General features: G+C 50.6%; 11 protein-coding genes. All 11 read right to left on the reverse strand.

What is annotated here, in order from left to right; all coding sequences use genetic code 11:
- Positions 1-109: 109 nt before the first annotated feature.
- The 11 genes from M6D81_RS25165 to M6D81_RS25215 all read right to left on the reverse strand — a co-directional run bounded on the left by M6D81_RS25165 (position 110) and on the right by M6D81_RS25215 (position 22411).
- Positions 110-343, reverse strand: coding sequence for a hypothetical protein (locus M6D81_RS25165; protein WP_262679928.1), 234 nt, complete (start codon positions 341-343; stop codon positions 110-112).
- A 117-nt stretch (positions 344-460) separates the two neighbouring features.
- Entirely contained in the window at positions 461-1495 is a 1035-nt protein-coding gene (locus M6D81_RS25170) for a glycoside hydrolase family 88/105 protein (RefSeq protein WP_262679929.1), read from the reverse strand.
- A 61-nt stretch (positions 1496-1556) separates the two neighbouring features.
- The gene (locus tag M6D81_RS25175; RefSeq protein ID WP_262679930.1) at positions 1557-2870 is read right to left on the reverse strand and encodes a sulfatase family protein; all 1314 of its coding nucleotides are present in this window, start codon (positions 2868-2870) and stop codon (positions 1557-1559) included.
- Entirely contained in the window at positions 2867-4558 is a 1692-nt protein-coding gene (locus tag M6D81_RS25180; protein ID WP_262679931.1) for an SGNH/GDSL hydrolase family protein, read from the reverse strand. The genes M6D81_RS25175 and M6D81_RS25180 overlap by 4 nt, the downstream gene beginning before the upstream one ends.
- A gap of 20 nt (positions 4559-4578) precedes the next feature.
- A complete protein-coding gene (locus M6D81_RS25185; RefSeq protein ID WP_262679932.1) occupies positions 4579-8496 on the reverse strand; it encodes a CBM96 family carbohydrate-binding protein in 3918 nt (1305 codons plus the stop codon).
- Positions 8497-8581: 85 nt separating this feature from the next.
- Positions 8582-10273 (reverse strand): extracellular solute-binding protein, encoded by a 1692-nt coding sequence (locus tag M6D81_RS25190; protein ID WP_262679933.1) that lies wholly within the window; start codon positions 10271-10273, stop codon positions 8582-8584.
- A gap of 124 nt (positions 10274-10397) precedes the next feature.
- Complete coding sequence (locus M6D81_RS25195; RefSeq protein WP_262679934.1) at positions 10398-11273, reverse strand: carbohydrate ABC transporter permease; 876 nt, start codon at positions 11271-11273, stop codon at positions 10398-10400.
- 13 nt (positions 11274-11286) lie between these two features.
- Positions 11287-12195 (reverse strand): ABC transporter permease, encoded by a 909-nt coding sequence (locus M6D81_RS25200; protein ID WP_262679935.1) that lies wholly within the window; start codon positions 12193-12195, stop codon positions 11287-11289.
- A 203-nt stretch (positions 12196-12398) separates the two neighbouring features.
- The gene (locus M6D81_RS25205; protein ID WP_262679936.1) at positions 12399-14660 is read right to left on the reverse strand and encodes a helix-turn-helix domain-containing protein; all 2262 of its coding nucleotides are present in this window, start codon (positions 14658-14660) and stop codon (positions 12399-12401) included.
- 260 nt (positions 14661-14920) lie between these two features.
- Positions 14921-17941, reverse strand: a complete 3021-nt coding sequence (locus tag M6D81_RS25210) for a sugar phosphate isomerase/epimerase (RefSeq protein ID WP_262679937.1) — start codon at positions 17939-17941, stop codon at positions 14921-14923.
- 36 nt (positions 17942-17977) lie between these two features.
- Positions 17978-22411 carry an S-layer homology domain-containing protein gene (locus tag M6D81_RS25215; RefSeq protein WP_262679972.1) on the reverse strand — a complete coding sequence of 1478 codons (4434 nt, stop codon included), beginning with the start codon at positions 22409-22411 and terminating at the stop codon, positions 17978-17980.
- Positions 22412-22454 lie beyond the last annotated feature (43 nt).

Raw genomic sequence — 22454 nt, forward strand, 5'->3', positions numbered from 1 at the left:
AAAAACCGTCTCTCCAACTAATAGCAGGAGAGACGGCTTCACTCAATTTTGTTCAATATTCAAAAGTGGAATATCCAATTCGTCTTGGCCGAAGCTCATGTCAGAGTCTCTAGAAACAATCCTCACGAGATCTGTTAACTTCTTCAAGAAGCTCTTTCCCTCTTTCAGGCGATAATGAACCAGCCGCCTCCAAAAGATCATCGACAGAGTAATCATCGTCTTGAGCTTCCACAGTTTGCTTTTCAAGGTCAATCAATACACGTGAGTTATTTATATTGAGTTTTTGAAGGATGGATTTTATCACACTCGCTGCTTGTCGGTCCATTTTTTTGGGGATCATCATTATCCCTCCGTAATCAATCTTGATAACTCATTATAACATAGCTTTGGCTGATATAATAATCACCTTAAGCCGATATTTTCTGGATCCCAACTGCAATCACTTTCATGTCTACTTTTATCATTCCGGCAAGCCTCCACTTAACATCAGCAGCGCAAGCCCTTGCCCCCAGGGCATGATTTCGTCTTTCGGCACATGATAATAACTCTCTATGTCCTTATGAATGCCAGTACCTATGGATGTATCCGTCACAACTCCCTGCGCGGATATTTTTTCGATGACGGCATGGTATCCTTTCATAACCGCAGCGCTTACCGTGTCGGGCAAATAGCCAAGACGAACACCTTGGCGCATGCCGTACACGAATCCGGCAGAGGCGGAAGTCTCGCAATAACTGGAAGAATCGTTCATGACCGTATGCCACAGACCGTTATCGGCTTGTACCGCCACAATACCTTCGACCTGGATAGCAATCAGCCGGCATAAGCGATCGATCCGGGCTTCCAGCCCTGTTCCTGGATACGTTCGGAGAAGTTCGACTATTTCGGCCACACTGACAACCGCCCAGCTGTTCCCCCGTCCCCAGAGACAGCCGCTCAGATAGTCCTGTGTCTGATAGCTGAAGCCGTGATAAAGCAGCTTCGATTGTGGATCCAGCAATTTCTCCATATGGCTCGTCGCCTGGAAAATCCCCTCTTCGATGTAGCGTTCGTTCTGTGTAAGACACCCCAGCTCGACCAGGAATACGCCGGCCATAAAGATCGTATCCACCCAGATTTCATTGCTGAAGTCGGCGTTGATAACGGTATGCTCCAATTCACGGTTTACCGTACGCGGCGCATCTTGCATAATCCAGGCAGCAAATGTCTCGCAGAAATCCAAATACTTAGGGTTGCCGGTCTCTTTATACAACAAAACTACGGATAACAACGGAGCGGTCGTATTCACCGTATAGACCAGTTTGGAATGCTCCATATGATAATCCACAAAACGTTTAATGAAATTATAGACGTTTTTGTCCCCTGTTTTTTCGTATACCCGTCGTAAACCGTAGAGCGCAACACCCGCTCCCCAGTCCCAATCCCCTTTCTTGTCCACATTAAAATCCATATTCATGGTGCATTCCGCCACTTTCCGGATAACCGATACGGTCATGCTGCTTCTCCCTCCGATAGCTATGTCGCTATTGTATAGATATTGTCTTCCTTCAGATTCCTCACTGAGATGGTATATTCGGATTCAGCTTCCACGGCGGATCAAGCTTGCCGGCATCCGACGGTTCGATGCGCCCATGCAGAAGCGGGTCGTTCGTTCCTTTCATCCATGCTTCCAGACGTCCGGCCAAATCCGCGTAAATATCGCGATACCGCGCATCATGCACCAGATTGACTCTTTCTACCGGATCCAGAAACAAATCGAACAACATCTCTTCCGCCCGGTCTTCCTCCAGAATCCCGTGTTCGGAAACAAATCGCTCAGTGGCCCCGCCGTCGCCGCCGATATGAACGATACGGCCATGTCCGTCAAAAAATTGGATCAGTTTATACCGATCTGTCCGTATACAGCGGGCCGGATCATAAGCGATATGAAAGGATTGCTCAGAGTAAATGGCCGTACGAATCGCCTCCGAGCTGCCTTCAATTAAAGGCAGCATGGACGTTCCTTGCAGCCACTTCGGCATCTCCAGTCCGGTCAACTCGCAAATCGTCGGGAACAGATCAATCTGGGAAACCAGACCGTCAACAGCCTTGCCTCCCCATCTGCCCCCCGGCATTCTCATCATCAAGGCAACTCCTATTCCCGTATCGTATAGATGACATTTCATTCGCGGGAACGGTATGCCATGGTCCGTAGTAAAAATCAACAGCGTATCGTCTTCCTTGCCCGATTGCCGCAACGCTTCCCATACGATGCCGACGCATTCGTCGACCACGCCGACCGACATCATGAGCGCAGCCGTATCCTCCCGGTTTTGCCGATTATTGAATACCGGATGCGGAGGCGACACAAAATCGGGGTTAACGGCACCGTCAATGTCCGGAAAAGGACGATGGGTATTCATCATGCCGAATGAAAGAAAGAATGGCTTATCCCTTGACTTCCCGATTTCTTCCACCGCCATCCGGGCATTGTCCAGATCCCAGGCTTTGAAGCCCTCTCCGCTTATTTCATCAGGTTTATTCGGATTTCGCACAACGTTATAACCGAGCATCTCCGGAGCGGGAGCCTCATGTTGAAATCCGCACAGGATGGTCTCATACCCGTGCCGTTGCAAAAACTGTACGAAGTGAGTCCCATAATCATGAAGCTGAAACCCTCTGTGCGATAAACCAAGCATGCCGCACGTGTGCGGAGCCATCCCGGTAAGCAAAGCTGCGCGACTGGGAGAGCAGCTGGGAGCCGCGCAGAAAGCATGGCGGAACACGACGCTCTCTTCGGCAACTCTCATTAAATTCGGCGAAGCTACCGGAGCGCCGTACGGCTGAATAAAAGTTCCGGTATCATGTGTGTTTATGTAAATAATGTTCATTCCGTCCATTCCTTTCGAACAGTTCCGTCATGCCATAATCGCTGAATTCCTCCGGCCAAAATGTCGTCAAAGCGGCCCCATCCCCGATCGACATTCCCCCAAGGGTGATTGACCATATTCCCTTTCAATTCTGTCAGGAAATAAAGCCCGAACTCATGAAGTCTCTCGAAATATGCATAGCCGCCTGCAAATCCAATGCCATAGCGCTCTGCCAAATCCAGGAGCCGATCGTGACAGCTTCGAAAAGACCGCGCCGAACCGTATGAATGAAACTGCGGATTCATGCCGTTCACCGTCACGATCGCACATTCCGCTCCAAATGCAAGTATGCGTGTTACGATCTTATCCATGCACTCCATTACCCGATCGGATTCACCGGTGCATACATCGTTCAACATATACTCGATAAATACAAAATCCGGATTTGCCTTTAAGACGTCGCTTTCCAGCCGTTCGATGCCGCGAAGGCTCGACTCTCCGCCTACTGCAACATTGGATGTAACGACACTTGCCTGCGGATACATCCGTTCGAGATTTCGTGCGACCAGATAAGGCCAGCGCCCCGATCTGGTTGTGCTTTCACCGAAGTAAGCGATGCGCACCGTTTCGCCTGCCGTCAATTTGGCCTTCAATCGCGCCGCAGCTCCCGGATTTCGAACAGTGACAAGAGCTTCCGGCTCGCTCGACACCTGACGCATATCGAATATGGCATGCGGATATGCCGTAACCGATATTTCCAACGCGCGATCAACCGGGATCTCGCACTCTGCTTGAGACCAATCCAGCAACAATCCCCAATCAACGGGAAAATCATAAGCAGATTGTGTCAGGAGCGGGATGGGCTCATGCCGGTCGAACGTTCGCGGTTCCGTCCATATAAGGGTCTCCCGTGTCCGGTCAATCCCGGTTCCGTATTCTTCACCCGTTGCCCCCATTCGGATCATTGCCGGTCTAATTGAGCGATTCGCCGTTACCTGCTCTCCCGCCTGCTCCAATCGAACGTAATAGGTTCGCGGAATCATATCCCTGTATCTGCCGCGCACCCGAATCGGCGCGAGGGTACCGGACGGATCATGGGCATGTGCGTCCCCGTCATGAATGGCATTGACTCCCCATCCAATGAATAGATGAGCCAATACACAGCCGTCTTGCACATCAGGCGGGTCCGGCAGCAGCAGCTCGCGCGATTCCGGCGCCTCCTCGCTTCCCCGGACAATTCTAAGCAGTCCGTCCCGCCCGATGACGACTGCATCGTAACGGCATAACAAGACCTGATAATCGATGGACAGCAGCTGGTCATCGGCTATTGCACCTTCCCGATTTCTCTTGATCGTCCCCCAATACCAGTCCGTCACATAGTCCCTCGATTCCTCATAGAGAGTCGTTCGGCTCTCGTCGTATACGGCAAGCTTACCTGGCGCCATTCGTTGATACGGAGCTCCTCCCGAGCCCCGTATACTCTCCCCGTTCCAATAAGCCGGCAGCTTCTCCGCCTCTCCCCGCATCCGGTAGGCATGGTCCATGAAGCTTCGGGTGCCTGCGGATTGCACCTGCAATGTCACGGGATCGGTCAGTACGGTCGTATGTCCTCCCTTCCACACGATCGTCCCCGGCTCGACAACGACCGCCATGGATGCCGGAACGGTAGGGACAACCTTCATTCCATCAATTGATAGGATAGAACTCATCTAGCGGTCGCCATCCTTCCTTATTTCACGTTAATGACTGCAATGTCGTCAAAATAGGCACTGTCGTTATACGAGCCGATTCCGATTTGACCGCCGGCGAACTCCTTATCGATCGCCCTCATGACAGCTTGATTGTCGAAATAGACAACGATGTTGCCGCTATCGTCCCGGTCTATGGAAATGCTGTGGTATGCATTATCCGTTATCCAATCGGTAAGACCGTCCGAATCGGCAATGAGCTGCCTTTCGCCGCTTCTCACTTTAAATAGCTGAGTGCCGTTCATATCGTTACTCATCAACAAATAGTAATAATTGTCCGCATCTTGATAATGAAATACGACGGCAAAATCGGCTTCAGCATTTGCGGTTACATCGTCACCCATTCTCACCTTAAGATTAATAGTAAAGTTGTTATAATTAGAGCCGTCTATTAACGCATATTCGCCAAGCCTATTCCCGCTCTGATTGGAATAGTTCGACGTATTTATAGAATAGGAATAGTCACCCTCATCGGTCCCCACTGTCCATCTTGAAGCATTCAAAGGCATCCATCCATTGCTGTCTCCGTCCTCAAACCCATCGTAGAACAGCGAAGCTCCAGGATGAAGAATAATCTCTGTCTCCCATATGAGATGATCAGCCGTCGCAGTGTTAAAGCTGTTCACCGTCATCTCGATCGTATCTCCGGCGTTGACTGCCAGTGTTTCATCGATTTCGTAGCCCGTCATGTCGTTGCCCGCTATAAACTGCCAGCCCGATTTCGGCCATACATTTGTCGTTCCGTTCCTGGATATCCTCACATTCCTTCCATCTCCGGACGTATAATTGGGATGTCCTTTCACACTGCTTTTCATATGAATCACACCGTCTTCCGGCGCCGTCCATCTTCTTACTGAATCCCTGGAAGAGCCGGTTGTCTGTAAGTTGTCGCTTACATAAGGGTGCACGCCGCCCGGCTGTTCCCAACGAGCCAATGAAGCTTCATATTCAAGCTCCGAATAGTTCGTGCCGTCATAGGACAGGTAAGACCACCCATTCGCTCCTTGTACGGATGAATAGTCGGTTTTAGAGTTGAACGTAACTTTTGACGGGCGAACGGCATAAATATAGTCGCCATCAACCGAGAAAGGCACAGCAGTTCCATTCAGTTTTACAGAAGTTACCGAGGGCGCGTATAGAGCAACAGCAGTATTCCTATCCGAATCCGGTTTTAAATTCGTTCCGGAAATTTCGAGTGCCGAACCGTTCCACACGACCCCCATATCGGAAATTTCCAGCGAAGAATCAATGAGAGGGGTACCGTTTTGCTTCAACGTTTTTCCCGCATTAATCGATGCATTGTTTATACTTCCCGTATGAGTCGTTTCTACATAAGCCATTTTCCCATCAAATTGATAGCTATCGAAGCTTCTTGCCGCAGACGGTTTTTTCTCATGAGATAAATAATAATAGCCGATGTCTCCATTATTGCCGGAGTTCAGCTCGATCTTTAGCCCTGTAGCCGTTGTGGCAGGAGCTCCCGTAGAAAGCCGGATTACTTGTACATTCCGGTTAATATCCGCTGATTCGGTAGGATACAGCACCGTATCATAAGTAACGTTGCCGCTTGCATTTTTAACATACGATACGAATGGGGCGTCAGATACATTCTGATATCGCTCTGAATAGTAGCCATCCCGTAACGATGCGGATAGGGACGAAGGGTCCGCAGGAACGATTTGGATATTGGCGCTCCCCCCGAATTGGCTTTTGGCCCTCTTGGTTGTCCCGTCTAACGTCACATTGGCATCCGGCAGCAAATGCCATGTCTGTTCGTACTTATTTGTACCTGCATTGGAGGTGATGTAATCGGAAACAATCCAATACTTTGAATTGATGAACAGTACGCTTCGTTGATGATTAAATCCCGGATAAGCTTCATGGTTTCCTTCGAAAAAATCATAGTTCCCATTGCTTGCCCACGCATCCACTTGTTTCTTCAAACTTGCATTCCCGTTGCTGTCGTTAATCTCGATCGTGTTATGCGCTTCCGGAGAAAGTCTTAACCATTGCACGATAGGAGAAGCGGTGGAATAGGTGAACCGGCCCGGATCGATTAACAGCGGCTGACCGTATGCATATGCAATAACGCTAAGAAGATCGGAATGTGCATGCACACCATGATTATTGTTCACATGCATATACAACGCATCATCGGTCCACCCTGTTCTCATAACGGCTACCTTGGATTCCGGATAAAATAGGGATGCCGAATCCGGCTCTGTCCCGCTCGCCCCGTTGCTGCCATAGTAGATTAACTCTTCATTGTTGTAAGTATTGCCAATATCCAACACGACCGGTCTGTTATTCACATAATCCGCATCCCCATACTGCGGGTTGTATCCATTCGGCAGCAAGAGATTCATGGTGTAACGACCCATTCGTTCCAAACCAAGGTTGAACGTTTCTCCGAACGTTTGATTGTTTAAATCCCCCATATTTTTACTGTCCATGATCGTATTTATCGTGACTATGTTATACTGCGAATTATCCTCTGTATAAGATCCATCAATATAATTTAATGTCTTTATCAGTCCGTCAAATCTGGCATTCGCGGTAGACAGCCAGTTGGCCGAATCTTTGAATTCGGGAAAATAGACAGCTGGAAAGTAAAGTCCCCGCGCCTGCAAAACTCCGAAATTGGAAAATGTATCATAGTTATCCGGGTCATATAAATGGTTCGCCATCTGCCAGATATATTTCACAATACCCGTGTTTGCCGCGGCATCGATTGAAGCACTGTCCAACAAAGCATCGTAGGCTCTTATCCAAAAAACAGATCGAATACCGGGATCGATCCTTGAATAATAACCGGGGTCCGAATTGCCTTGATCGACAATGAAATCAAGCATAAGGCTGATTAATTTGCTTGCGTAGCTCTCATCGCTTGTCGCTTGGTATTCATTAACCAATACCGAAGCGAAATGAAATCGCGACATAATATTTTTCCATGATGCCGCCGCTCCCGTTAAGGGCTGGGCCCAATCCGTGCTTTCGCTTACGCCTTGCCAAGAGAACGTATTCCCATACGTGGTATTCCAGGTCATCGCCGTCTCATTCCACGCTGTATCCGCAATTCTGTAAACCATAATGTCCATATTTCCCGTTTGCGAGGCATTCCTGCCATATATCTTTAAAGTCGCACCGGAAGGAGGATCGGTCAGACTGCTTAAATCAAACTGAATATACGTTCTGCGGGTCAAACTGTCGAAAGGCGCACCTGAATCCTTCACAATCAGTTGCTGACTCGTTCCGTAATTCGTATCGCCGTAGGTCTCCGGTTGAATATACGTGTCCTTGACCGCCGTCAAGGTGATCGTAGATCCCCCTGCCGTCACTTCCAATTGCGGCTTGTTGCCGCTTTGCTCCCTGCTGTAGAAAGTTGCGGCAGAACCTGTTTTTTCTCTGCCCATCAGGATAAAAGTAATTTGTTTATTTTCATCCATTGCCTCCTCGACCGCATTCGTAACCGATAAATCAATGGTCTGATATTGGTTATTCACCATGAAGGTGTCCAGATAGAATTCTCCATCAGAGGTGAACACATCGTCCAGTATCAGATTCGCAGTGTCGCTGTTTCTTTTTTCGCTGCTGAACGGTTGTACTGCGACTGAAGTACGATTGACAAAGTAGTTCAATAAAGCTGTTCCAGCGTTGTTGTAATCTCCTTGTTTTACGTAATTTTCTACACTTGATAAGCTTGCATTATAGGCGTAATCGATTTTCCCTTCAGTCGTCCAAGCGGATTCAGCGGCATTCCACACGCCAAAGAAATCTTCATCGCTCATATTGCTCGTATCCGAAAATGCCGATGCTTGAAAGGAATTGAAACAAAACAAAACCGTTATCGTTGCCAACATGACGAATACCCAATTTTGCGATTTCCCTATTGCACCCATTCCCCTCGCCCCTTCATCTGTGAATAGGACAGGTTAGGAAGGAAGCTCCCGATGTATCCGGAGCTTCCTTTGCACCTGCCGCTACTTACTGTTTCAGCGCTTCGTTCAATTCGTAGATGTCTTCGGTCAACACGGCGGTTTCCTTATTCTCCTGGTACCAGTTGTCGAACCATTCGTCCACTTTGGCTCCTCCCGCTTCTTTCCAGGCGGTTTGCATATCCTCCATCGCTTGATCGACGCTGTACTTCGAACCGCCGATTACCGCTTTCGTATAAATGTTGCCGAACATATTGGGCTCCGCACTTTTTCGAATCAGCTCGATATCCTCTGGCATAGCCGGGAAATAAACCTGATGCGTAAACAGCGGGATCGGACGTTCCGGTGAAATATACGCCTCCTCCGCTGCTTCAATCAAACCGATAAACTCTTGTTCAAGCGGATCGTTCGGATCCAGCTTATTCTTGAAAGAAGAGCATTCATCAAGACCAGGGGAAGACAACATCGTAAAATCCATGTTCCAGGACAGTTCCTGTTTATTCTTCGCTTCATCGATCACCGCAGGGCAACCGTTCGTTCCCTGATTCCAATGCGTACCTTCAAAGCCGTAAGCGAGTGTATGTTGCGTATCCGTCTTGACCAAAGCATCCACATATTTCATTACACCGACAGGGTCCTTCGCACGAGCATTTACAATTCCCGTTGTCTGTACAGGCGGCGTCACATTGGCAGTAAAGCTGCCGAATTCGCTTTCGGGCAGCGGAATGATGATAACCTTCGCAGCGGGATCGTTTTGCTTAAGCGTTTCATACGCCTGCAGACCGGCAGCCCCCGCTCCGCCGACCATCCCGATCATGCCCAGCTTTCCTGTTATAAAGTCCTGCTTCGACTTGTCACCATTTTTGTCGGCGACAAAATCTTTATCGACTGTACCCGCCTCGTACAATCTTTTCTCAAACGCCATCGCTGCCTTGATCCTGTTCCACTGTCGAATCAGTTTACCGTTCTCGATGACCCATGTGGAGTCACTGCTTGCCTCATGGTAAGATCCGAACATTTGATCCACAACCATGCCGCTGGCAAAGCTTAGCGCCATTCCGAATGTATCATCTTTCCCGTTCCGGTCAGGATCGTCTTCGGTAAACGCTTTCGCTACTTCAAAAAACTGTTCGGTCGTTTGCGGCGCTTTCAAATTCAGATTTTCCAGCCAGTCCGCACGAACCATCAACACAACGTTATGGTTCAAACCCGAAATTCTTCCGAATTCGTACATCTTCCCGTCCGACTTGGTCGTCAGTTTTTTGATAATCGGATATTTCTCCAGAAATTCCTTGTATTCCGTACTGTGCTGCGCAATCAAGTCGTCCAGCGGCATAAGTTGCTTCTGGTTGTATAATTGATTTCGGATAGCCGCGTTAAATTCAAAGATCAAATCCGGCGCAGCGCCCGAAGCAAACAGCGTATTCAACTTCTCAGCGGGATTGTTCCGGGGAATGGCAACAAATGTCGTATCGACTCCGCTGTTTTCAACCAGCCATTTCGTCCATCGATTATTTTCGATCGTTCCTTCTTCAACCGGAACATTGCCGCGATCGTAGATCGACACTGAAATCTCATGTTTCGTCTGGTCATCCTGTTGGCTGGAAGTCCCCTCCTTGCTTCCCTCGGCATTCGGTTCGCTTCCATTCGAGCTGTTGTTCGAACAACCCGCCAGGAAGCTCATCGCAGCCAGTGCTGCAAGCAACAGTAGAACCATCGTCTTTTTCCAGTTTTTATGCACGTTTACAACCTCCCAATGATCTAAATCCCATCGATTCATTTCTATCTCTTTCACTCTTTCGCCTCTCCTTCCTGTTGATCCCCCCTTTCATTGCTGCAGCTGTACGATTCCGTCGGACGGATGCCTAACCTTTAATCGAACCGATCAGTACGCCTTTGACGAAATATTTTTGCAGGAAAGGATATACGACAAGCATCGGCACAATCATGATCATAATTCCTGCCGCCTTGATGCCTTCCGGCGTTATTGCGGCAACATCCTCAGGCTGAAGACTGATCATCTCCTGAAGCAGCGATTGATTCTGCACCATCTGCTGCACAATCACGGTTAAATTCAGCAGATGCGTGTCGTTAATGAAGAGCAATACATTCATAAAGGCATTCCAGAATCCTACCGCATAGAATAACGTCAACGTTGCCAGTACGGGCTTCGATAACGATAAGTAAATGCTCAGCAGCAGCCTCCATTCCCCGCAGCCATCCATTCGGGCCGCATCATCCAGTTCAGTGGGAATGTTCTGAAAGAATGTCCTCATCACCAGCATATTAAAGGTGCTGACCAACCCCGGCAGCCATATCGCACCGTACGTATTGATCAATCCAAGTGATTTCAGCACCAGGAAGAGCGGGATGACACCTCCGTTAAACAACATGGTGAATACAATGATAAACGTAATTTGACTTCGCGCGTAGCAATAGGTCCGGGATAAAGGGTATGCCGTCATAACGGTAAACAACATGCTGAGCAGAACCCCGACGACCGTGATGATTAAGCTGTTCTTGAACCCGCTTACAACAGGAGTCCCGTCCAGCAACAGCATATAAGACTCCAGCGTTGCGCCCACCGGCCAGAACTTCACGAAGCCCGACATAATCGATTGCGAGTCGCTGAGCGACAGCGCAATAATATGAAGCAAAGGCAGCAAACAAGACAACGCTGCGGCCGTAAGCACGGCATAATTGGCAGCGTAAAACAGTTTCTCACTAGTAGTCGTTCTCAACTTCTTCACCTCCCTACCATAGTTGTTGATCGAAGCGGCGAGCGATCCGATTGGCTGTCACGATCAGCACCAGACCTACAATGGATTCGAAGAACCCTACCGCCGCCGCCAGGCTGAATTGTCCCGACTGCAGACCGGTCTTGTAAATATAAGTGCTGATAACTTCTGATACGTTCGCTACAGCGTTGTTCTGAAGTACGAACACTTTATCGAATCCAACCTCCATGACTTGGCCCATGGACAGAATCAACAGCAGGATGATCGTCGAGCGAATGCCGGGCAGCGTAACATGCCATATTTGTCTGAATTTCCCTGCCCCGTCCAGACTTGACGCTTCATACAGACTGGAATCGATCGTGCTTAGCGCGGCCAAATAAATAATGGCGCTGAAGCCCGCTTCCTTCCATACGCCTGAACCAAGGAAGATGGCGATCCACGATGTCTCGTCATACAGGAAAGGATACGGTTCGCCAAGCCAGCGCTCGAGCATATGATTGATCATGCCGGATTGCTGCGAGAAGATCGTCACGACAATCCCTCCCACAATAACCCAGGAGAAGAAGTGCGGCAGATAGACCAGTGTCTGTACTGCCCGCTTGAACCACATCTTTCTCGCTTCATTGAGCAGAATGGCCAGCATAATGGGAAAGGGAAAGCTCACGATGACAGTCAGCAGGCTCAGAGTCAAGGTATTGCGAATAATCGATAACGTCTGCGAATTGGTGAATATCCATTCGAAGTATTGTAAGCCTACCCATGGGCTGTGCAGGATGCCGTCCGTAAAATTGTAATTTTTGAATGCGATAACGAGTCCGGCCATAGGCAAATAGCGAAAGACGATATAGAACAGAAGGACGGGAGCAAGCATGATGAACAACGGAATATTTTGCTTGAATCTTCTTGTTACGCTTTGGGATGTCATGATTCACCTCGTGTAAAGTTGGGATGTGTTCGGAAGATACATTCACTGTAAGGGAGAACGAGTGCCGAGGCAATAACCATGAATTGACCGGATAAACCGTACTTGACACATAAGGCGCAACAGCCGCGTACGCTGACCATGATCATGGTTTGCGCCCGCGGCTGCTATGAGATAAACCGTTTTTTACACGCTATCCGTTTTTGTTAGTTTACCGTTCCGATTTCCTTGCGGAAATCGCCGGGCGTCATGCCGTTTACCTTCTTAAATACTCGAATGAACGAGATGGAGCGCATATAGCCGACTTGATTCGCCACATTCTGAACCGACAGCTCAGTGTCTCCCAGCAGGCTTCGGGCATGTTCCATTCGAATGTGGAGCAAGCAATCGATGAAATTTTCGCCCATCTCCTCTTTAAAGACTCGGCTCAAGTAAGAAGGGTGAAGACCGAAGCGTTCGCTGACCAGATTCAAGGATAGCTCGGGATTGGCGAAGTGCTGTTCCAGATACTGCTTGACCTCCATGATCATCCGGTAATTGGAACGCTCCGCCTTCAGCCCTTCCATCCCCTCTGCAAGCCGCTCTAACGTATCTCGGAATTGTTCCTTCAACAGATGAATACTCTCCAGCCTTCCGGCATCCCGCTCCATTGTCGGCAGCGCTTCTTCCTTCCATAACCCCGCATATTCGGAAGATAGACGTTGAAATTTCCGCTCGAAACCGTACATCATATAGTTCATTTGATTGGCGATTTCCTCGAATGAGTACATGCGGTCTTCCAACGCCTGAAACCATTCGTTGAACTTGTCCTCCCACTGGTTCCCCGAACCGAACGATTGAACAAGCGAATCGATCAGTCGCAAGCAGGCGTACGCTTCTCCTCTTGGCTTTCGGTTGACTTCTTCATAGCCCAGTACTTTATTGCTTCCCAGAGATGACTTGAATCGAAGAACCTCGGCCGCTTCTCCGTAAGATTCCGGCAGATCGGCAATATGCCGCACGCAGGAGCCGATACCGATCGTAATGGAGAAATTCAAATTGTCATCCACCCACTGCTTCAACTTCCTGCCGATATCTGTCGTATCGTCATCCTTGGCTTCGTGTCCGTATAGAACAAGTACCGCGAGCTGATCGTTCGCAATCCATTCCTTCCACACATGGCAATTCCGTTGAACGCCAACCTCTTGTGCCACACTGCTGATGACAAATTTCAATAAATATTGGTCTTTATTCGAGTAGACTTCGCAAAATTCGGTATAGTTGTCGATCTCCACAATAAATACGGCCATTTGAACAAACCCATGTTCCAGTCCGAGCTCTTCCGCCTGCGACTTCCATTCCGCAATGGAGACAGGCCGCGTGCCTTCCATCACTTCTTGAAAGAAATATCGTCTTCGGAATATCAAATCGTCCTCATGCAGCCTCTGGTACTTGGTCGTTTGTTCCATCAGATTCTCCACGGAGCTCTCGATAAACTTAAGTTCATCGGCTTCGCCTCGATCCATCAACAGCTTCATATTAATCTGCGAGAAGGTGTGAATGCGTCCCAATATGGATTCAATCGGCTTATAGTTGCGTCTCGTTGCCACGATCATCCATATGAAGCCCGCGATTACCGTCAGTAGGCCGAACATGATCCAGAAGGAGGAGAATGAATAGATCCAGCTAAGCCAGGACTCCGTCCGGATTCCGCTGCGGAAGTCCCAACCGGTATAGTCCGATCGGAAGGCGCTCCATTCATTGCCGCCGGCGCTTGGCTGCCGCTCATCCCCTGCATGATTCTGCGCTTCGGAGTAACTAATGAGTAATTGATCGTTCCGGTCGTACACATGAATGAATCCGGACTGAGGGTAGCTCATCTCCTTAATTAATCGATGCAGAGACTTCATGCTCACGTTCGTCACAATATACCCGTCCGCTCCGGTCAGCAGCGGAACCTTCCTGACAAGGCTAACCACCTGCCTCGGTTGGCCATCTCCCTGAAATTCGCGGAAGCTTCTGTTCCCCGTCCAATTGTAGGTGAGCACCTCTTCATTCAGCACTTGCGCGAGAAAGCCGTTATCTCCGAACTGTTCATACGGAAGTACGCCTTTCGTCGTCAGAGCGACGCGGTCGGCATTGCGATAGAAATAGATCGAATCGATAATCGATTCGCTTGCGATCATATTATCGATGATCTGAGTAGCTCCGAATATCGAGAGATAGGTGTCCGAGCGATATGCCGGATCGAAAAAGCGGGAAATTTCCTCGGAATGCTCGATTTCCTTCATCAAGGAGCGTTCGATGGCATGAAGCGTATTGTCAATGATGGCAGCGGTCTGTCTGGCGGATATTTCATTCGACTTGATAATGGCGTTACGATTCATTTCGTTCATCGCCAGGAAGGCCAGGAGGATAATCATGGTAGTCGTCATGAAGAAGATGGGCAGATAGGAAAGAAGCATGCGGTAAAACCAGCTTTTGTTCATGAGTTCGCTCCCTGTGAAATATGCTGAATGATGATAGTAAGCCTACTATATCATATTTCTTCCAAGCCAAGAGGAACGAACCGATATCCAAAAATTGACCCATAAACCTGATTTGATTGTGATATGTTTGCACTTAAAAAGAGCTAGTTATCTATTATAACCAGCTCTTTTTCTTCATTTTTGACTTTGGGACTTAACTTAATGACATTGCCAATCATGCAGTTGTTCTTCTCACTTCAACTCTATTCCATGCCCGCCACCTACCCTTCAGCAGCGAAATCGGCCCCCGCAGCAGCGCCTGTACCAGCGATCGCAGCTTCAGCCAAAGCCGCGGCCAACAGCCGGCGATCGGCATACGCCTCATCCCAGTTGCTATAGGTTGCATCCTGGCAGATGAAGTCAAAGCTTCTCCCCGCTGTGGCAGCAACAAAAGCCTGAATCTCAGCAGCAAAAGCAGACGTGCCTATCCGCCCGTATTGATGATAGAACTGACAGTAATCATCCCTGCCCGGAGCGCTGAGCAAGAGTCCGTTGATCTGCTCGCGATACTGCTTCCAGACTTCCGGTATAGATTCGCCAATGCTGAGACTATGCGCGATATTGTAAGCAAGCTTCAGATTCGGTATGCCCAGGCTGGAGATAAACGCCGCTGTTTCGGCTGTTGACTTTAACAGTCTGCCTTTAGTTCCATTCTGCAAGTATATAGTTATGCCATGCTGCTCTGCCATACTGGCAATGTGCCGCAAGGTAGCGCCCATTGCAGCAATTGCCTGTTCCTCCATAATATGATTCTCCGCATTGCGGTGCAGAATGAAGAGCGCATGCTTGCATCCATAGAGCGCTGCTTTCTCCAACACAGCGGCGATTCTCGCCATATTGTCCGCATACCTGTCCTTCAGATTATCAAGCAGCGAGAATTGCGGATAATGATTGAGCAGACTGGTGAAGTCGACAATCACATCTGCCTTGCGCCGCCTGACATATGCCGCTTCTGTTCGGAGCCAGGTGATGTCCCGTTCCAGGAAATAGGCGGCATCCAGCTTGGCGCCTTGGAAATGATGGCTGAATGTCGGCCTTGCCAGCAACTCTGCCTTGAACGATTCCGGCTGGCGCACAGCCAGGAAGTGCCCGGCAGTCGGCTCAGGCGCAAATGCCAGCGTGTGTGTCTTGGCTCCCCCCTGTTCTGTAACAAACTTAAACAAACGAATATCCGCCGGATGAATCAACTGGTCGCCGCTGCCTTCCACTTCACGATCCCTATTCCCGAACTGTTGGGCATAATAGCCCGGCAATGTGTCCGGCAGCTGCGGCAGCGCAAGTTCTTCCGCAAGCTTGAAGGCACGCTTCGTCCTGAAGCTGAACCGCTGGACAGCAGCAGTATGATTCACAACCGCAACCAACAGTGAACCGTCTGCACGGCCATTGACAATATATTGCAAGCTTGCATTATCCACTTCCACGATCCGTTCCCGTTCGATTGCGGCCGCAATGTGTTGCGCGACTGCGGACAAATAATGGTAGAAGCGCGGGATATCCTGCTCCTCAATATTATCGGCGGCACCGATGGTCCGCATAGTCACAATGTCAGGTCCCATCAGGCAACGCGCCTCGCGTTCCTCCAGCGTATAAGGCACCAGCTTCTCGGCATTGAGCCCATAAGGCGATGTGATGAAGCTTACTTGTCCCAAGCCATAGGACGATTGGACAATCAGCGGCAAGCCGCTGTCTGCAACTCTGGCGACCGCTTCTGCACCAGGCGCGCATACCACGCTGTAGTAATCGAACGAGCGCTCGGCAATAGCGCGTCCCTGCAGCACAATCTCGCTGTTCTCGCCACTGCGGCGCAGCTCTCCCAGCGAATCAATGCCGCATAAGGCCAGTGCCTTCGCTTCGTAATCCGCTGTGGGCGAGGCATCGGCCAGAGCAGCCGCACAGAGGATGACATGGCCGCCTGCCGCGGCAAAGCCCGCCAGCTTGTCAATCAATTCCGCATCCAATACCAGCTTGCCGGCTACAATGACTGTACGATAGCTGCCCAGCACTGGCGCCTCCACATCCGAGAACAGCACATCTGCCAGCTCGCCATGGGGCGTCGCCGTCAAGAAGCCGCGCTCGTCGCGGTAGAATCCGGCATTCTCATACTCGGGATACAGCATGCTGAACAGTGCGTGTACCTGATAATCGCCAGCTTCATAAGGCAAGGTGCCCCACACCTTATAATACTCATGCGCATACAGATGCCGCGGCGGCGTCCAACCGTTATGAAAATCCATCAGGATGGCCACCGGCGTGTACATGGAGCCGGGAGAGCCATTGGCGCGTACATATTCCGCAGCCTCCGCATGAATTTGCCCGACAGGGGTCAGCTTCGTCCCGGGAGGATCTAGTTCATCCGGCATTGTGAAGCCCCATTCGAGTCCGAGAATATCACAATTGTACATGTACTCCACATAGATCAGCCGTCGCAGCAAGCTGAGGCTTGAGCCTGATTCAGGGCCGAACTCATAGCCATTCTCGAACCCTTCCCGCTCAAAATCCTTATACCCGAACCGATTCCAGATCGAGGCATTGGCGAACCAGAGCAGACCGTATTGCTTGCCCGCCCCGCGCAGGTACGCATACCACACATTGGCATTCGGCAATGCCTGCGCTGTCTCCGCCCCGATCATAATCGTATTGCCTTCCTTGGCAAAATAATGGCAGAAGTGCATCGAGCAGACCGCTACCAGTTGATTGTCAAAATGATTGCCCAATTGCTCAAAATGGCGTTGAAAGTGGGCGTAATGGCTACGCCTGTCGCCTTGCACCGGGCTGATCATCGACGTGTAGCCTCCGATATAGCGCCCATCCTGCTCCCCGTTGTCGAAGCCAAGGAAGTGATTGCCCAGTGTCTCCCGCAAATAAGCCGCCGCTTCCTCCGGCACCTCGTATTCGCCCCATGACGAACGATCAAGCATCGAGCCAGGCACATAACCCCAAATGTCGAAGATGTACAGCCCGCGAGCCTTTACCTCATCGACGAACGCCTTGAAGTTCGGCGCGTACAGAAACTTGTAGAACAGCCATAGAATATTGCCTATTTTGTAGTGCTTCGTATACAAGTCCAGCTCTTTGTTAAAATCCTTGATTTCTCCGGACTTATTATCGATATCCATCGCCCGCAAGGAAGAAAACTGGATCTGGTTGCCCAGATCCCCCCGCGTTATCGCCCGTGCGAACCGGCGATGGAATTCAGGATGACGCTCCGGTTCAACACAATATACATTTACAGTTGGTGGCACCGCAGTACCCGCTCTCCCCATCTCTTTACACCTCAATTAGTTGATATTGGCGTCCTCTCTATCGACATCCAACAGTCGCAGAATAACGGTCAATGCTTCCGCTCGGGTTGCCAATCCGCCTGGCACAAAGCGCCCGTCCGGCTTACCCTCGATAATGCCCGCTTCCCAGGCTGCGGCAACCGCTGCTTTGCCCCATACCGGAATATCCAATGCGTCTGTGAATACACCTTCTGCCTGCGCATTCGTCTCATCCAGCGCCAATTGCAATGCCCGCGCCGCCATCACGGCCATCTCCACCCGCGTAATGGCCGCTGCCGGGCGGAATGTATTGTCTCCGTAGCCGGTAATTATGCCCGCCTTGACAGCCTGGGCGATCGCTTGCTGCGCCCACTGCCCGATATTGCCTGTATCGTCAAAGGCCAGTTCCGCTGCATCCCGCCCCTCCAATTGGAGGCCGCGCATCAACATCACCGCAAACTGCGCACGCGTCACCTGTTGCTGAGGCCGGAAGCTACCGTCCGGGTAGCCGCTGACGATGCCTTGTGCTGCCGCCGCACGGATCGCCGCTTCCGCCCAATGGCCTGCAGTATCTGTGAACGCCACTGTCTCTTCAGCCGGCTCTTCCTCTACTGCTTCACCGGCCTCTTCCTGTTGTGCTTCTTGTTCCTCAATGCCGCCAGTACTGCCTGTACCACCAGTACCGCCTGTACCACCAGTACTGCCTGTACCGCCAGTACTGCCTGTACCGCCTGTGCCGCCGGACGACGATTCCTCCTTAATATCTGCTGCCGTCAGCTGAAGCAGCCTGAATGCCACTACATCGCCGTTGCTGTCCACTTCGTACACGCCAATGTACATTCCGGCGCTCACGCCGTTAATATCCGCCCCGGATACGTAAGGGGCCGTTACACTGCTGCCACTCGGCGCAGCAGTACCGATGTTCGGCACCGGCAAGCTGCGCGCAGACAGCTTCAGGGCAATCGAATGGCCTGTGCCGGCCGTTGTCGCAATAGCCGTTGCGCCTTCTGCATCTCCTGGACCGGCCGTAGCGGTAATTGCTGACACAGCATTAGGCTGCGGAAGCGGAATGGCGATCGCCGCCTGATCGAACATCGCTTCTGCCCCACCCCAGACGAGGAACCCAGCTTTGCCTGGCACGACCGGCTGCTCATTGCCCGGATGCGTCAATTCACCGTAATACACATCTTGGCCGTTCACTCTGACCAGCACATTGGCGTCAATGTACTGGAGCGTTATCTGATACCATTGCCCGGATTCCAACGGGCTAATATGGAAGGAACGTTCCACCCATTCTTCCAGATTTTCATTGTATACCCGCAGCCTCACAAGGCCGTCCGCCTGGAAACCGATCCACGTATACGAATCCTCCGAAGCATAACGAATCACAGCACCAGCTCCGCCCTGGCCCTCCAGTTTCATCTTGAACGAATACACACTGTCAGCGAGTACCGGCGAGCTGCTATCAACCACGAGGAATTCCCCGCCTGACAGTGCAACAGCCCCCTCTTCCGCCGCAAGCGTGGACAACGCATCGCCATGAACAATAGTATGATCGCTAACATTTCCGTCATTATAATCCCGCTTGTACTGGGCGGCGCCATAGACTTGGAACTCGCCGATTTTGGGAGAGTTGGACTCTGCCCCTGTAATGACCAGCCTGATCTTGTTCGTAAACACCATATCTGTCTGAATGACATGCAACGGGATGGCAGTGCCGGTATGAAGCGGCCGGAATTGGCCCCATGGCGCCGAGAAATATTCCAAGCGGAAGGAAGTCACTTTGTCCCCTGCCAGCCCGGCCTCCTGAATGACAAATTGGTTAATCGCAGTATATTCGCCCAAGTTGTATTCCACCCAGGCCTCGCCATCTGCCATGTCGATATCGCCTTTGAGCGGATCCACATTCGGCGTCCAATAAGTGCTCTGCACCCCATCTGCCGTAAATGCCCCCAGCACAAGCGCCTGATACGTTATATTCCCTTGCCCGTCAATCATGGCCGGCGTCATATCCTTAAGCACCGTTGTCCAGTCGCCGCCTGGCGCTTCTGAGCTTGGAATCGTCCGGAATTCCATACCGGTGTACAATTTGTTAACATTGTCGAAGCGATCTTCCGAATGGGAGGATGAGGTAATGGCGGCATGCAGAGCAAGATTGCGCTCTATATCCGGATGGTTGCCTCCCGGGGGTACGAGAACATACCCGCGCAGCGATGCCGTAGTCAAGCTTACTTCCCCATTCACAACCGGAACAGTTTCCACATAACTTCTGCCGTCAGGTGTAAGCTCATACAGATCAAGCGAATTATAGCTGCTCCAGCTTGCCGGAAGCTTCCACGTTCTACCTGCCGATGCCTCCACACCGTATATGAAAATACGCTCTGTTCCGTCATACGCCGGAATGAAACGATAGTCGCCTTCGGCAATGATCAGATCGCCATCCGTTACGGTAACTTGATGGGTTGCCTTGTCATAGGCGTAGATGACATCCTCACCCCAACGCGTGTACGTCTGCTGGGCATTATCCACATATTCTTGCAAGCCGAACTGGGCCACATACCCGTTAAGCAGGCTGTGCAGGAAGCTCATCTTCGTCAGGGCGACGGCTTGCTTATTCTGCGCATAGCCGACATTGACGTTCCCGGTCCATTCCGAATCGCTATAGATCGTACCCCACAGATAATCCTGTGGTTGCGTCTGGTATGTCCGTGTCGCATGATACACTGTCATCCCGGCATTGATGAAGCTGTCGATGACGGCAGGCGCCCTGTTTTCCACCTTGAAAATAAACCCGCCATTCAGCCGTTTCTCGGCATCATAATATTCGGTTGCGGCATACGTGCCATGTGCCGCCCAATGATCGATTTCGCGTTTTTTGGCATAACGTTCCTCTGCAGCACCATAATCGCCCTTCGGATAATCGATCATGACATCCTGGTACAGAATGAACGGCTCCCAGAAGCGATCGACAAAAGCGTCTTGCCTATTGAACGGATAGCCGTTCTTCACATCGGTATAATGGCTGATCTGGTAGGCATCCCATCCGAACACATTCGTACCGTATTGCAGTCCGTCTGTACGGATTTCTTCATTGCCATACGGACTTGCCGTATTGCCGCGCATATAAGCGTTGCTGTTCGTCGTCATATCTGTCATGTTGACGTGAAAGGAGAGATCGCCGCCGTATTCCTCCATCTCTGCCTTGACGGCCGCCATCTTCCCATCAGTGCCCAATGCGGGGTTATAGTAGATTTCGTTAATGCTCGGCCAGCCGTAGTCATGTCCTCTGCCGTTCCAGCCGACATATTCATAGGACTGTTTGCCGATGCCATCGGTCATATGATAGGTTTGGCGCTGAATCTCCGCCAATTGTTCCAACGTAGTGTTCACAGCCGTGAAGCCTTTGAATGTCGAGGATTGTCCTCCCGGCCCAGGGAAAGCGCCATGCGTCTGATGCCAGTTGCCGCCATTGAAGAACTGCCGCAGCTCCTGCGGCATCTGCGGGATCTGCTCCTTGATCCACAATGCGCCGTCCTGCCAATCAACCTGACCGTTATCGTTGTTGTCTTGCCCGATATAGACCCGGCTCTCATACCAGACATCCGCTGCAGATGTGAGCGAGGTTTGCTGCTGCGGACGATGTCCGTCAGCAAGCCGGTGATGATAGACGCCATCATAGATTTCTGCGACCTTGGCATTAGCAGCGTTATATCGTAGCCGCATCGTATAAGGCCTGTCGAACGCGCTTGGCGTATGTACGGCCGCTACCGCACCATCATGATAAACAAAGGCATAAGCGACTTGCTCCAGATAGTGCTTGTCGCGGAACAGGTCGGAGTTATAGACAATGTAGGCATCGTACATTTCTTGCAGGCCCCAGTAAAAGTCACTGGTCTGATTATAGGTATAGCCTAATGTCGGTGACTGGGAACCGCCAATGTTGGAAGCCGCTACTCCTGTACCGGCCATCGTACCGTCATTGACAGCCATGATCGGATAAAGCAACTGAATGCGCAACGGGACCAATGCCTCATCGCCCGTCACTTGCGTGATCCGTTTGACAAGCGTCGTTCCTTCAACCGTAAAGGTATACATAATTGTTACGGTCCTTGGCAGCAGCGGCCCTGTGCCGTCCAGGTCCACATCACTCACTGTTACGACATATTCGCCTGCTGCGGGCGACGTTTTTGCCAACACAACAGACGGCACATATTCCGTATCGTTAATTGCAATCTTATAATTTGTGCTGCTTAACAGCTCGGCGCCATCTATTGTGCTGCCATCGGACTTTAAGGTGTAATGAATGGCTTGAGGATAGTTTGGATCGAGCGTAACCGTCAAGGTATCGCTTTCAATACTAGTCGCGCTTGCAGCTGCTGTTCCGTTCTGAACCGCCAAGCCAAGCACAGCTGTCAATGCGATAGCCAGGCAATAAGTAGACCAACGTCTCATGATATTCAATTCATCTCCTCCTCTGATTGAGTTATCATCCCAT

The organism is Paenibacillus sp. J5C2022, assembly GCF_025567625.1.
Classification (GTDB): domain Bacteria; phylum Bacillota; class Bacilli; order Paenibacillales; family Paenibacillaceae; genus Pristimantibacillus.

Coding starts and splice junctions, on each gene's coding strand:
- M6D81_RS25165 (WP_262679928.1), bottom strand. CDS start 343: ATGATGATCCCCAAAAAAATGGACCGACAAGCAGCGAGTGTGATAAAA.
- M6D81_RS25170 (WP_262679929.1), bottom strand. CDS start 1,495: ATGACCGTATCGGTTATCCGGAAAGTGGCGGAATGCACCATGAATATG.
- M6D81_RS25175 (WP_262679930.1), bottom strand. CDS start 2,870: ATGAACATTATTTACATAAACACACATGATACCGGAACTTTTATTCAG.
- M6D81_RS25180 (WP_262679931.1), bottom strand. CDS start 4,558: ATGAGTTCTATCCTATCAATTGATGGAATGAAGGTTGTCCCTACCGTT.
- M6D81_RS25185 (WP_262679932.1), bottom strand. CDS start 8,496: ATGGGTGCAATAGGGAAATCGCAAAATTGGGTATTCGTCATGTTGGCA.
- M6D81_RS25200 (WP_262679935.1), bottom strand. CDS start 12,195: ATGACATCCCAAAGCGTAACAAGAAGATTCAAGCAAAATATTCCGTTG.
- M6D81_RS25205 (WP_262679936.1), bottom strand. CDS start 14,660: ATGAACAAAAGCTGGTTTTACCGCATGCTTCTTTCCTATCTGCCCATC.
- M6D81_RS25215 (WP_262679972.1), bottom strand. CDS start 22,411: ATGAGACGTTGGTCTACTTATTGCCTGGCTATCGCATTGACAGCTGTG.